Source organism: Microbacterium aurum (assembly GCF_016907815.1).
Classification (GTDB): Bacteria; Actinomycetota; Actinomycetes; order Actinomycetales; family Microbacteriaceae; genus Microbacterium; species Microbacterium aurum.
The window spans coordinates 1,814,350-1,827,541 of record NZ_JAFBCQ010000001.1; the positions used below are offsets into that span (position 1 = coordinate 1,814,350).

The 13,192-nt window shown below is 71.9% G+C and carries 10 protein-coding genes; 5 read left to right on the top strand and 5 right to left on the bottom strand.

Going from position 1 to position 13,192, the window contains the following annotated elements; all coding sequences use genetic code 11:
- Positions 1–17 precede the first annotated feature (17 nt).
- Complete coding sequence (gnd, locus tag JOD60_RS09035) at positions 18–1,526, bottom strand: NADP-dependent phosphogluconate dehydrogenase (protein ID WP_076692133.1); 1,509 nt, start codon at positions 1,524–1,526, stop codon at positions 18–20.
- Positions 1,527–1,740: 214 nt separating this feature from the next.
- Between gnd and JOD60_RS09040 the strand changes: the two genes are divergently transcribed.
- Positions 1,741–2,229 (top strand): gluconokinase, encoded by a 489-nt coding sequence (locus JOD60_RS09040; protein ID WP_076690327.1) that lies wholly within the window; start codon positions 1,741–1,743, stop codon positions 2,227–2,229.
- On the opposite strand, the gene JOD60_RS17035 is transcribed toward JOD60_RS09040, so the two are convergent.
- Entirely contained in the window at positions 2,214–2,336 is a 123-nt protein-coding gene (locus tag JOD60_RS17035; protein ID WP_268252388.1) for a hypothetical protein, read from the bottom strand. The genes JOD60_RS09040 and JOD60_RS17035 overlap by 16 nt on opposite strands.
- A 215-nt stretch (positions 2,337–2,551) precedes the next feature.
- Here JOD60_RS17035 and JOD60_RS09045 point away from each other — a divergent pair, with 215 nt between their 5' ends.
- Positions 2,552–3,184, top strand: a complete 633-nt coding sequence (locus tag JOD60_RS09045; protein WP_076690328.1) for a 50S ribosomal protein L25/general stress protein Ctc — start codon at positions 2,552–2,554, stop codon at positions 3,182–3,184.
- A 95-nt stretch (positions 3,185–3,279) separates the two neighbouring features.
- Entirely contained in the window at positions 3,280–3,864 is a 585-nt protein-coding gene (pth, locus tag JOD60_RS09050) for an aminoacyl-tRNA hydrolase (RefSeq protein WP_076690329.1), read from the top strand.
- Positions 3,865–3,881: 17 nt separating this feature from the next.
- Here pth and JOD60_RS16735 read toward each other — a convergent pair whose 3' ends face one another.
- A complete protein-coding gene (locus JOD60_RS16735; protein WP_076690330.1) occupies positions 3,882–4,415 on the bottom strand; it encodes a hypothetical protein in 534 nt (177 codons plus the stop codon).
- A gap of 158 nt (positions 4,416–4,573) precedes the next feature.
- Here JOD60_RS16735 and mfd point away from each other — a divergent pair, with 158 nt between their 5' ends.
- Positions 4,574–8,260 (top strand): transcription-repair coupling factor, encoded by a 3,687-nt coding sequence (gene mfd, locus JOD60_RS09060; RefSeq protein ID WP_372430911.1) that lies wholly within the window; start codon positions 4,574–4,576, stop codon positions 8,258–8,260.
- A gap of 48 nt (positions 8,261–8,308) precedes the next feature.
- Here mfd and gdhA read toward each other — a convergent pair whose 3' ends face one another.
- Positions 8,309–9,646 (bottom strand): NADP-specific glutamate dehydrogenase, encoded by a 1,338-nt coding sequence (gene gdhA, locus JOD60_RS09065; RefSeq protein ID WP_198159178.1) that lies wholly within the window; start codon positions 9,644–9,646, stop codon positions 8,309–8,311.
- Between the two features lie 137 nt (positions 9,647–9,783).
- On the opposite strand from gdhA, the gene JOD60_RS09070 reads away from it, so the two are divergent.
- On the top strand, positions 9,784–10,383 hold the full coding sequence (locus tag JOD60_RS09070) for a gamma carbonic anhydrase family protein (RefSeq protein ID WP_076690332.1): 600 nt from the start codon (positions 9,784–9,786) through the stop codon (positions 10,381–10,383).
- A 15-nt stretch (positions 10,384–10,398) separates the two neighbouring features.
- On the opposite strand, the gene JOD60_RS09075 is transcribed toward JOD60_RS09070, so the two are convergent.
- Positions 10,399–13,071, bottom strand: coding sequence for a phosphoenolpyruvate carboxylase (locus JOD60_RS09075; protein ID WP_076690333.1), 2,673 nt, complete (start codon positions 13,069–13,071; stop codon positions 10,399–10,401).
- Between the last annotated feature and the right edge of the window lie 121 nt (positions 13,072–13,192).

Sequence of the window (13,192 nt, forward strand, 5' to 3'; positions counted from 1 at the left end):
CCGCTCGGCGAAACCCGTCAGTGGGTGTCTTCGACCTCGACCTCGGTGCGGTCGCCCGACCACAGCGTGTGGAAGGTGCCTTCCTTGTCGATGCGCTTGTAGGTGTGGGCGCCGAAGAAGTCACGCTGACCCTGGATGAGGGCGGCGGGCAGGCGCTCGGCGCGCAGGCCGTCGTAGTACGCCAGCGACGACGAGAACGCGGGGGCGGGGATGCCGGAGGCCGCCGCCAGGGCGACGATGCTCCGCCACGAATCCTGTGCGCGGGTGAGCGCGTCGACGAAGTACGGCGCGGTCAGCAGCACGGGAAGGTCCGGCGTGGCGGCGTACGCGTCGGCGATGCGGTTGAGGAACTGCGCGCGGATGATGCAGCCGCCGCGCCAGATCTTCGACACCGCCCCGAGGTCGATGTTCCAGCCGTACTGGGCGGCGCCGGCGCGGATCTCGTCGAAGCCCTGCGAGTAGGCGACGATCTTCGACGCGTACAGCGCGAGACGGACCTGCTCGATGAACGCCGCGGCATCCTCGCCCGCGAGGACCTCGCCGCCGCTCAGCTCCGGGCCGGGCAGGGCGGATGCCGCCGCGCGCTGCTCGGGGTGGCTCGACAGCGACCGGGCGAAGGTGGCCTCGGCGATGCCCGAGACCGGCACGCCGAGGTCCAGCGCCGTCTGCACGGTCCAGGCGCCCGTGCCCTTGGCGCCGGCCTGGTCGAGGATGACGTCGACGAGGGGCTTGCCGGTGGCGGCGTCGGTCTGTCGCAGCACCTCGGCGGTGATCTCGATGAGGTAGCTCTCCAACTCGCCGCGGTTCCACTCGGCGAAGATGTCGGCGATCTCGGCGGGGGTCTTTCCGGTCGCGCGGCGGATGAGGTCGTACGCCTCGGCGATCAGCTGCATGTCGGCGTACTCGATGCCGTTGTGCACCATCTTCACGAAGTGCCCGGCGCCGTCGTGGCCGATGTGGGTGACGCACGGCTCGCCCTCGGCGACCGCGGCGATGGAGCGGAGGATCGGTCCGAGCGTGACCCATGCCTCGTCGGGGCCGCCGGGCATGAGGGACGGGCCGTTGAGGGCGCCCTCCTCGCCGCCCGAGACGCCCATGCCGACGAAGTTGAAGCCCCGCTCACGCACCGCCTTCTCGCGGCGGATCGTGTCGGTGAACAGCGAGTTGCCGCCGTCGATGATGATGTCGCCGGGCTCGAAGACGTTCATGAGCTCGTCGATGACCGCGTCGGTCGGGCCGCCGGCCTTGACCATGATGATCGCGGTGCGCGGCTTCTGCAGGCTCGCCGCGAACTCCTCGTAGCTGAAAGCCGGGACGAAACCCGCCTCGGGGTGCTCGGCGACCAGCTCGTCGGTCTTGGAGCGGCTGCGGTTGAACACCGCGACGGTGTTGCCCTCACGGCTGGCGAGGTTGCGTGCGAGGTTCGAGCCCATGACGGCCAGGCCGACGACTCCGATGTTGGCGGTGGGCTCACCGGCGGAGGCGGGCGCGGCGGTGCTCGCGGTGTCGGGTGTCTCGCGGGGCACGTCCTCGGGGGCGGGTGCCCCCTCGTGACGGGTGGTCGCCTCGTGCGGGGCTTGATCCTGATCGTGCGAGATCTTGGTCTCGGCCTGGTCGCCGCTGGGGGAAGAGTCGTTCGAAGACACACGCGCTCCTGTTGTCGGTCGGTGTCTCCAGCGTAGTCCCGTGCGGCAGGCGTGCCCCGCCGTGTGACGTCGCGCGGCGTGACACGATGGCGGCATGCGCATCGTCGTCATGGGCCCCAGCGGATCGGGCAAGTCGCTCGTCGGCGCGGCGGTAGCGGCGGCGCTGCGCGCGGAGTTCATCGACGGCGACGACCTGCATCCGCGGGCCAACATCGCCAAGATGTCTGCCGGTGTCGCGCTGACCGACGCCGACCGTGCCCCGTGGCTGGATGCCGTGGCCGCCGCGCTGCACCGTCCCCGCATCGTCGTCGCCTGCTCGGCGCTGCGCCGCGCCTACCGCGACCGCATCCGCTCGCTCGCGCCGGGCACGGTGTTCGTGGAACTGGTGGTGCCGCCGGCGCAGCTGCGCACGCGCGTGTCGCGGCGCGACCACTTCATGCCGGCGACCCTGATCGACTCGCAACTCGCCACGCTCGAGCCGCTCGCGAGCGACGAGGCGGGCTTCCGGGTCGCGAACGATGCCGACCTGCCGGCGGTCGTCGCGCGGATCACCGCGCTGGTGACGGGTCAGTCCTTGCGGTAGCCGGAGCGGCCCATCGACCAGAGGGCGCCGATGACGCCGACGGTGGCGCCCACCGTCATGAGTCCGACCAGCCACAGGAGTGCGTGCGACATCCAGCCGTAGTCCATGGGTACTCCTCGCGAGTGGGGAAGGGGTCGTCCTCATCGTACCGGGGTCACTGGTAGACTCGTGCCGTACTTCGGCGAGGGATGCCGCCCGCGAGGGCGCCGGCATCCGTGATCGACGCGGTGAGGCCTTGCGGGGCGTTCCTCACGCGCGTGCGTTCGAGTCGAGACCCAGACCCCAGATCAGGGCGGATCAGCCGCCCGCAAGGAGAATCATCATGTCGACCGAGACCGACACCAAGGTCATCGCCGAGGTCCGCGAGAACTTCGGCAAGGGATACGCCCGTCGCCTGCGCGCCGCCGGCCAGATCCCCGCCGTCATCTACGGCCACGGCACCGAGCCGGTGCACGTGTCGCTGCCGGGCCACCAGGTCTCGCTGCTCATCCGTCGCGCCAACGCGGTGCTCGAGCTCGAGGTCGCCGGCAAGCAGCAGCTGACCCTCGTCAAGGACGTGCAGAAGGACCCGGTGCACCAGATCATCGAGCACATCGACCTGCTCGTGGTGAAGAAGGGCGAGAAGATCCAGGTCGACGTGCCCGTCGTCGTCCTGGGCGAGCCCTTCGCCGGCACGATCGCGAACCTCGACAACGCCACCGTCACGCTCGAGGTCGAGGCCACCCACATCCCCGAGACCGTCGAGGTCGACGTCGAGGGCCTGGAGGACGGCACGCACATCACCGCCGCCGACCTGACCCTCCCCAAGGGTGCGGCGCTCGTGACGGAGCCCGAGACGCTCGTCGTCGCGATCTCGGTGCCCGCCGCGACCATCGCGGAGTCGGACGAGATCGAGGCCGCCGACGAGGCTGCCGCCGAAGAGCAGTCCGAGGCCGCCGAAGAGGCCGCCGAGTAATCGGGAACGCAACGTCCGGAGCCCGCCGCCACCGATACTGGTGGGGCGGGCTCCGTCGTTCCCGTGTGCACCGCGAGTCGTGGGAGAGGACGCAGATGGCTGAGACCTGGCTGGTCGTGGGGCTCGGGAACCCGGGTCCCCGTTACGAGAGCACGCGCCACAATGTGGGCCAGATGGTGATCGCGGAACTCGCCGCCCGTCGCGGCGAGACCCTGCGGGCGCACAAGGCGAACGCCCGGGTCGCCGAGACGTGGCTGCGGCCGGGTGCGGCCAAGCTCGTGCTGGCGACGCCGAACTCCTTCATGAACACCTCCGGCGGTCCGGTGTCGCAGCTCGCGCGGTTCTACGACGTCCCGGCGGAGCGCGTCGTGCTCGTGCACGACGAGCTCGACATCCCCTTCGACTCCCTCAAGCTCAAGGTCGGCGGCGGACACGGCGGGCACAACGGCATCCGCGACGTCGCCAAGGCGCTCGGGACGGCCGACTTCCCCCGGGTGCGCGTCGGGATCGGCCGGCCGCCGGGCCGGCAGGATCCGGCGGACTGGGTGCTCGACCCGTTCTCGTCCGCCGAGCGCACGCAGCTGCCGCTCGTGCTGGATGAGGCGGCGGATGCCGTGGAGCAGCTCATCGGCGAAGGTCTGCTCGCCGCGCAGCAGCGGCACCACGCGCCTCGCGCTTAGGCGAGCGCCGCGCCGGGTCAGCCCGATGCGCCGGCGGCGACGCCGAGGGTCACGGCGATCCCGACGGCGACGCCGTACACGATCGGACCGAGGGCCGCGATCACGACGGCGGCGATGCCCTGCCCCCGGCCGCGGCGGGTGGCGATCGCGACGATGCCCTGGATGAGGGCCCAGATCCCCAGGACGGTCCCGGCCCAGAACCCGATCTCGGCCCATAGCACGAGTGTGCGCACGGGGCTCAGCAGCGCCAGCAGCTGCGTTTCGCTGAGGTTCTCCAGGCCCTCGGGCGAGATCCCGATGGCGTGGCGCATGGCGCCCTGGGCGGCGGCGAAGCCGGTGAGCGCGCTCAGCAGCGTCGCCCCGACGACGCCGAGGAGCGCGACGCCCAGCGCGCTCGCGCCGAGCGTCGCCCGCCCGGCCGCGGGCGGCTCCGCCGACGGGTACGGCGCACCGTATCCGACGGGCGCCGCGTACACGGGCGGAGCACCGGGGGCCGGCTGCACGTATCCCCACTGCGGCGGGGCCGGGGTCGGGGGCGGGTTCTCGGTCACGACCTCATCCTAGGGTCGGCCTCGCGCGGCCCACGGTCGGCTTCGCGTGGCCCACGGTCGGCCTCGCGGCGCCGGGGGTCGGCCAGCGCGGCGCCCGGGGCAGCGCGGCGGACCCCGGCGGCGGCCGTCGTGTCGGTCACGCGCCGTACACTCGTCCGGTGACAGTTTCCGGGATCGTGCGCGCCCTCTTGCAGGACGACGGCGAGGCGAGCGGGGTCCGCACCGCCGTCGAGGCCGCCCTCGTCGACACCGACTTCTCGATGGTCACCGGCCTCGACGCGCCGATGCTGGCCGCGCTCCTCGAGCGCCGCCGGGCGAGCGGCGCTCCGGCGGCGCTGCTGGCGATCGCCCCCACCGGCCGCCGCGCCGAAGGGCTCGGTGCGGCGCTGCAGAGTCTCGTGCCCGACGCGCAGGTGCTGCATTTCCCCGCGTGGGAGACGCTGCCGCATGAGCGGCTGAGCCCGTCGACCGAGACCGTCGGCCGGCGGCTGGCCGTCCTGCGCGCCGCCGCGGCCTGGGAGGCGGCGGGCGGCACGACGCCGCTGATCATCACGGCATCCGTCCGGGGCGCGCTGCAGCCACTTGCCGCGGGTCTCACCGACGCGGGCGTGGTCGAGCTCGCCGTGGGCGCGCGCGGCGCCGGACTGGACACCGTCGTGCGTCGTCTCGTCGACCTCGCCTACCATCGCGTCGACATGGTGTCCCGCCGCGGCGAGTTCGCGGTGCGCGGCGGCATCCTCGATGTCTTCCCCCCGGTGGCCGACCACCCGTATCGCGTCGAGTTCTTCGGCGACGAGGTGGACCAGATCCGCGCGTTCTCGGTCGCCGACCAGCGTTCGCTGCCCGGAGAGGTCACCGCCGTCACCCTGCTGCCCAGCCGCGAACTGCTGCTGACGCCGCCGGTGCGCGCTCGCGCGGCGGCCCTGCAGGACCGGTTCCCGGGGCTGCGCACCATGCTCGAGAAGATGAGCGAGGGCATCCCCGTCGAGGGCATGGAATCGCTCCTGCCGGCGGTCGCCGACGCCGTCGTCCCGCTCGTGGACTACCTGCCTCGCGGCACCGCGGCATCCCTCGTCGACCCCGAACGCGCCGTCGGGCGCGCCATGACGCTGGGCGAGACGAACCGGGAGTTCCTCGAGGCGGCGTGGAGCGCCGCCGTCGCCGGCGCCGACACCCCGGTCGACCTCGGCGCGGGCGACTTCCTCACCCTCCCCGAACTGCAGGCCGCGACCGCCGAGCGGGGCGGCGTGTGGTGGACCTTCAGCGGCTTCGACTCCGGCGCCGCGGCGGCGGAGGCGGACCTGCGACAGGCGGCGGACGCGGGTGCCTCCCCCCAGGTCCCGGATGCCGCGGCCGGGGTCGTGCGCGTCGCCGCGAACCCGGTGCCGTCCTTCCAGGGCAACGTGGAGGGGGCGACCGCGCACGTCGGCGACCTGGTGGCGGGCGGCTGGCGGGTCGTGATCGCGGCATCCGGCACCGGCCTCGTCGACCGCGCCCGCGACGTCCTCGCCGAACGCGGCATCGCCGCGCGCTCCGCCCACGACCTCGACGACGTGCCCGAACCGGGCGTCGCCGTCGCGGTCCTCGCGACCCTCGAGGGCGGTTTCGAGCTGCCCGACGCGAAGCTCGCGGTGCTCACCGAGGCGGAGTTCTACGGTCGCACGATCGGCGCCGACGGGCGTGTGGTGAAGAAGCTCGCCTCCCGGCGCAAGAACGTCGTCGACCCGTTGCAGCTGAAGACGGGTGACATCGTCGTGCACTCCACGCACGGCATCGGCCGGTTCATCGAGCTGGTGCAGCGCGAGGTGTCCAGCGGCGGTCGCAACGCCGTCAAGACGACGCGCGAGTACCTCGTGCTCGAATACGCCCCGTCCAAGCGGGGTCACCCCGGCGACAAGCTGTACGTCCCGACCGACCAGCTCGACCTCTTGAGCAGGTACGTCGGCGGCGACGCGCCCACACTGTCGAAGATGGGCGGCAGCGACTGGGCCGCCGCGAAGGGCAAGGCGCGCAAGGCGGTGCGCGACATCGCCGTCGAGCTCGTCAAGCTGTACTCGGCGCGCATGGCCGCGAAGGGGTACGCGTTCGGCCCCGACACGCCGTGGCAGCGCGAGCTCGAGGAGGCGTTCCCGTTCGCCGAGACGCCCGACCAGCTGCAGACGATCGACGAGATCAAGGCCGACATGGAGCGGCCCATCCCGATGGACCGGCTGCTCTCGGGCGATGTCGGCTTCGGCAAGACCGAGGTCGCCGTGCGCGCCGCGTTCAAGGCGATCCAGGACGGCAAGCAGGTCGCGATGCTCGTGCCGACCACCCTGCTCGTCAAGCAGCACTTCGACACCTTCACCGAGCGGTTCGCGGGCTTCCCCGTCAAGGTGCGGCCGCTCTCGCGCTTCCAGACCGACAAAGAGGCCCGCGACACCCTCGCAGGCCTCACCGACGGGACCGTCGACATGGTCATCGGCACGCACCGCATCCTCACCGAGAAGGTGATCTTCAAGGACCTCGGTCTCATGATCATCGACGAGGAGCAGCGCTTCGGTGTCGAGCACAAGGACGCGCTGAAGAAGCTGAAGACCAACGTCGACATCCTCGCCATGAGCGCGACGCCGATCCCGCGCACCCTCGAGATGGCGGTCACCGGCATCCGGGAGATGTCGACCCTCGCGACGCCCCCCGAGGACCGGCATCCGATCCTCAGCTACGTCGGCCCCCGCAGCGACAAGCAGATCGCCGCCGCGATCCGCCGTGAGCTGCTGCGGGAGGGGCAGGTGTTCTACGTGCACAACCGCGTGCAGTCGATCCAGCGCGTCGCCGCCGACCTCGCCGGACTCGTCCCCGAGGCGCGCATCGCCGTTGCGCACGGGCAGATGGGGGAGCACGCGCTGGAGGAGGTCGTCGACGGCTTCTGGGAGCGCCGGTTCGACGTGCTCGTCTCGACGACCATCGTGGAGACCGGGCTCGACATCGCCAACGCCAACACGATCATCATCGACCGCGCCGACAAGTACGGTCTCTCGCAACTGCACCAGCTGCGCGGGCGCGTCGGGCGCGGGCGGGAACGCGCGTACGCGTACTTCCTCTATGACGAGATGAAGCCGCTGTCCGAGACCGCCGCAGACCGCCTCGAGACGATCGCCGTCAACAACGACCTGGGTTCGGGCATGCAGGTGGCGCTGAAGGACCTCGAGATCCGCGGCGCGGGCAATCTCCTCGGCGCCGAGCAGGCCGGTCACATCGCCGGTGTCGGGTTCGACCTGTACCTGCGGATGATCGGCGAGGCTGTCGCGACCTTCCGCGGCGACGAGGTGGAGGGTCCCGCCGAGCTCCGGCTCGAGCTGCCCGTCGATGCCCGGCTGCCGGAGAGCTACATCGACAGCGAGCGGCTGCGCCTGGAGGCGTATCAGAAGCTCTCCGCGGCCGCATCGCCGAACGCGCGCACGAGCGGGGGAGGGCAGACGGGGGCGGATGCCGCGGCCAGCGCCGACGCGATCGATCTCGTCGTGGACGAACTCACCGACCGGTACGGCACGCCGCCGCGCGAGGTGGAGGGGCTCGTCGCCGTCGCGCGGCTGCGGCGTCGCGCCGCGCAGGCCGGGCTCACCGACGTCGTCGCCATGGGGCCGAACCTGCGGGTGGCGCCGGCCCCGGCATCCGATTCGCTGCGCGTGCGGCTGCAGCGGCTGTACCCGAAGTCGAAGGTGCTCGCCGGCGGCGAGGCCATGGTCGTGCCGCTGCCGACGGCCGGCGGGGAGCGCGTCGCCGACGGCGACCTCATCGCCTGGGTGGGTCAGCTCATCGACCAGCTGTATCCACTGCCCGTGGCCGACGCCGTCGAGGCCTGACGGCGAACGGGGTCTCGCCGCGGGCACACCCCGCGCGGGCGCCTCAGGTCAGATGACGCCCTGTGCGAGCATCGCGTGCGCGACGCGCTCGAATCCGGCGATGTTGGCCCCGACGACGTAGTCGCCGTCGTGGCCGTAGCGCTCGGCGGCGTCGAAGGCCGCGTGGTGGATGTCGGCGATGATGTCCCGCAGCTTCTGCTCGCTGTCGCCGAAGCTCCAGCGCTGGCGCGACGCGTTCTGGCTCATCTCCAGCGCCGAGGTCGCCACGCCTCCGGCGTTCGCGGCCTTTCCGGGACCGAACAGCACACCCGCCTGCTGGAACGCAGCCACCGCGCCGGGCGTCGAGGGCATGTTCGCCCCCTCCGAGACGGCGCGCACACCACCCGCGATGAGTGCCCGGGCGTCGTCCTCGTCCAGCTCGTTCTGCGTGGCAGACGGGATCGCGATGTCGACGGCGACCTCCCACGGGCGAGCGCCCTCGACGAAGCGCGCCGACGGGCGGCGTGCTGCGTACTCGGCGATGCGGACGCGCTCGACCTCCTTGAGCTGGCGGAGCAGGTCCACGTCGATGCCGGCGTCGTCGACGACGTACCCCGACGAGTCCGACGCCGTCACCGGCAGTGCGCCGAGCTGGTGGGCCTTCGCGATCGCGTAGATCGCCACGTTCCCCGACCCGGAGACGCCGACGCGCTTGCCCTCGAGCGACTCGCCGCGGACGGCGAGCATCTCCTCGGCGAAGAACACCGCACCGTAGCCGGTGGCCTCGGTGCGCACCTCCGCGCCGCCCCACTGCACGCCCTTGCCGGTGAACATGCCCGACTCGTGGCGGTTGGTGACCTTGCGGTACTGGCCGAACAGGTAGCCGATCTCGCGCGCGCCGACGCCGATGTCGCCCGCGGGGACGTCGGTGTGCTCGCCGAGGTGACGGTACAGCTCGTTCATGAACGACTGGCAGAAGCGCATGATCTCGGCATCCGAGCGGCCGTGCGGGTCGAAGTCACTGCCGCCCTTGGCGCCGCCGATGCCCTGACCGGTGAGGGCGTTCTTGAAGATCTGCTCGAAGCCGAGGAACTTGATGATCGAGAGGTTCACGCTCGGGTGGAAGCGCAGGCCGCCCTTGTACGGGCCGAGCACCGAGGAGAACTGGATGCGGTAGCCGCGGTTGACCTGCACGGTGCCGCTGTCATCCACCCACGGAACGCGGAACATGATCTGGCGCTCCGGCTCGACGAGGCGCTCCACGACGCCGCTGGCGACGAACTCCGGATGCCGGTCGATGACGGGCGCAATGGAGTGCAGCACTTCGTGGACGGCCTGCTGGAACTCGGGTTCATGGGGGCTGCGAGCCTGAACGGTGTCGAACACGGCGGACACGGAGGACGGCAGGGGAGAGAGGGTTTCTGTCACAGTGGGGCTTTCCGGCAACGCTCACGGGCGGAACGGCCTGTTTCACCCTAGCGGCGCGTCGGGGCGCCCTCGACGCGTATGACAAGCCGTCATACCCTGGGGCGCAGGAGGACACCATGCAGTTCGAGCATCTCGGGGCGCGTCCCCGCATCCATCCCGAAGCGGTCGTGGCGCCGACGGCGGTCGTCTCCGGCGACGTGACGATCGGCGCGGGCTGTCAGGTGCTGCACGGCGCCGTGCTCACCGCGGAGGGCGGCCCGATCACCCTCGACGAGAACGTCATCGTGATGGAGAACGCGCTCGTCCGGGCGAGCGCCACCCACCCGGTGCACATCGGCTCGCACGTCCTCGTCGGACCGACCGCCAGCATCTCGGGGGCGACCGTGGCCGAGGAGGTGTTCCTCGCGACCGGCACGCGCGTGTTCAACGGCGCGCGCGTCGGCCGGCGCAGCGAGGTGCGCATCAACGCCGTCGTGCATCTGCGGACGGTGCTGCCGCCGGAATCGACGGTGCCGATCGGGTGGGTCGCAGTGGGCGACCCGGCGCAGATGTTCTCCCCGGATCGGCACGAGGAGATCTGGGCGCTACAGAAGGACCTCGACTTCCCCGGGTTCGTGTTCGGTCTCGATCGCGCGACCCCGGATCTCATGATCCAGCTCACCGAACGCTACGGCGCCGCGCTCGCCCGCCACGCCCTCGACCGCCGCCTGGACTGATCCGCCGGCCGGGGGTCACCCGGTGTTCTGCAGGCCGGCCGAGACGCCCGACACGCTCAGCAGCAGCAGACGCTGCCACTGCGGCAGCTCCTCGTCGGTGAGTTCGCCCGCGCGCAGCGCCCGCAGCGCGCGCAGCTGCAGCAGCGACAGCGCATCGACGTAGGGGCTGCGCATCTTCACGGCGCGCTGCAGCACCGGCTTGTTCGCGAGCAGTCCGTCGCCGCCGACGATGCGGACAACCCAGTCGGTCGTGAGCTCGAGTTCGCCCACGACGAGGTCGGCGAGGTCGGGCCGGTCGCCGAGGTCGAGGTAGCGGCGGGCGATGCGCCCGTCCGCCTTCGCGAGGCTCATGCCGACGTTGTCGATGACCGTCCGGAACAGCGGCCACTCGTCGTAGGCGCGGCGCAGCAGGTCGAGGTCGCCGACGGCCTCCAGCGCGGTGCCGAGGCCGAACCAGCCGGCGAGGTTGATGCGCGCCTGCGACCACGCGAAGACCCACGGGATCGCCCGCAGGTCCTCCAGCGACTCGACCGACAGTCCCCGGCGTGCGGGCCGCGAGCCGAGCGCGAGCAGCCCGATCTCCTCCATCGGCGTGACCGTCGCGAACCACGGCGCGAATCCGTCGGCCTTCACGAGGGAGAAGAACCGCTCGCGCGACGCGGCATCCATCGTCGTGGCGACGTCGGCGTATCGCTCTGCCGCCTCGCTGTTGCGGCGCTCGATGGAGGGGGCGGATGCCAGGAGCACCGCCGCCGCGACCTGATCGATGTGACGCATGGCGATCGCGGGGTCGCCGTAGCGGGCGAAGATGACCTCGCCCTGCTCGGTGAGCTTGAACCGGCCGTCGACCGAGTGCGGCGGCTGCGCGAGGATCGCGGAGTTGGCCGGCCCGCCGCCGCGCCCGAGCGCGCCACCGCGGCCGTGGAACAGGGTGAGGTGGATGCCGGCATCCTGCGCCCACGCCGCGATCTTCGCCTGCGCTTCGTACAGGGCGAGGTTCGCGGCGACGGGGCCGACGTCCTTCGACGAATCGGAGTAGCCGAGCATGACCTCCAGGCGGCGCTCGGTGGCCTCCAAGCGGGCGGCGAAGTCCGGATGCTGCACGATCTCGGCCATGATCTGCGGCGCCGCCTGCAGGTCGGCGAAGGTCTCGAACAGCGGAATGACATCGAGCACCGGCGGACGTCCGCCGGGTCCGACCGCGATGCGGGCGAGCTCGTGCACCGCGACGAGGTCGGCGGCGGACTGTGTGAACGAGACGATGTAGCGGCCTGCGGCCCGCGGCCCGTACCGGTGCTGGATCTGCGCGATCGTGCGGAAGACCTCGAGCACCTCCTCGGACTGGGTGCTCAGCGGTCCGCCGGCGGCGGCCTCGGCGAGCACCCGCGCATGCACGGCGGAGTGCTGGCGCACCTCGAGCTCGGCGAGGTGGAACCCGAACGTCTCGACCTGCCACAGCAGCTGCTGCAGGTGACCGTACGCCTGGCGCGGTGCGCCCGCGGCGGCCAGCGAGTCCTGCACGGTGCGAAGGTCGCGCAGCAGCAGCTCGGGGTCGCGATAGGACAGGTCGGCGTCGCGACGACGGGTCGCGGCGATGCGGCGGGCGATCAGCAGCATGGCGCGCTTGTGCGGCTCGACCTTCGCGCGCTTCGCCGCGTCGGCCGCGCCGTCCTCGTCCGCGGCGCTGAGCCGCTGCAGGAGCGCCGTCAGCTCAGCGCTCGGCGGCGTCGTGTCCGCCGCCAGCGTGAGGGTCTTGGCGATGCGGTCGGCGGAGTGCTGCAACCCCAGCAGGATGTGCTCGGCGGCGATGCCCGCTGCCTTCTTCGTGACCGACGCCGTGACGAACGGGTTGCCGTCGCGGTCACCGCCGACCCACGTGCCCAGGCGCACGAACGGCCGGACGACGGGGGTGCGGCTCCCCGCCGCGGGCCCCTGCAGCGCGTCGTCGACGCGGCGGTAGACGTGCGGGACGGCCGTGTACAGCGTCTCGTCGAACACGGCCATGATGGCGCGCACCTCGTCGACGGGGGTGGGCTTCTCGGCGCGCAGCGGCGCGGTGCGCCACAGGGTGTCGATCTCCTCCAGCATCCGCCGTTCGGCGCGGCGCTCGTCGGCGCCGCCTTGCAGCGACGCGTCGTGCTCGGTCAGCAGCGCCACGAGGCGACGGATGCTGGAGGACACCGCGCGGCGCCGCGCTTCGGTCGGGTGGGCGGTGAACACGGGGTGGAAGCGCAGGCCCTGCAGCCGCTGCAGGGCGGTGTCGTCGCCGACCTCGGCCGACAGGCGCACGAACGCGGCCGCGACGGAGTCGGCGGCATCCTCCTTCTCGGGGCGGCCGTCGCGTTCGCGCAGCACGCGCACGCGCTGGTGCTCCTCGGCGAGGTTGACGAGGTGGAAGTACACCGTGAAGGCCCGCGCGACCTCGTCGGCGCGCTCGATGGAGAACGAGTCGGCGATGCGGGCGGCACGCTCGAAGGCCTCGGGGGATTCGTCGGTGTACGCGGCGATCGTCGCCTGGCGCAGCCGCTCGACGTCCTCGTAGAGGCCGGGAGACCCGCTCTCGCGCAGCACCCGGCCGAGGAGGGCGCCGAGCATGCGCACGTCGGCGCGCATGCGTTCGGGCAGCTCGTTCTCCGCCTCGTCGCGGCCGACGAGGTCGATGGCTTCGGTGCGGGTCAGTTCGCGCATCCCTCCACGGTACTGTCCCGGTGTTTCGGGTTCGTCACGCGGTAGGATCCCGCCCACGACCTTCCCGGCAGGGTCGCGTAGCATCGAAGTGGGTGTGCCGGGAAGCCTGGTCGGCGTCCAC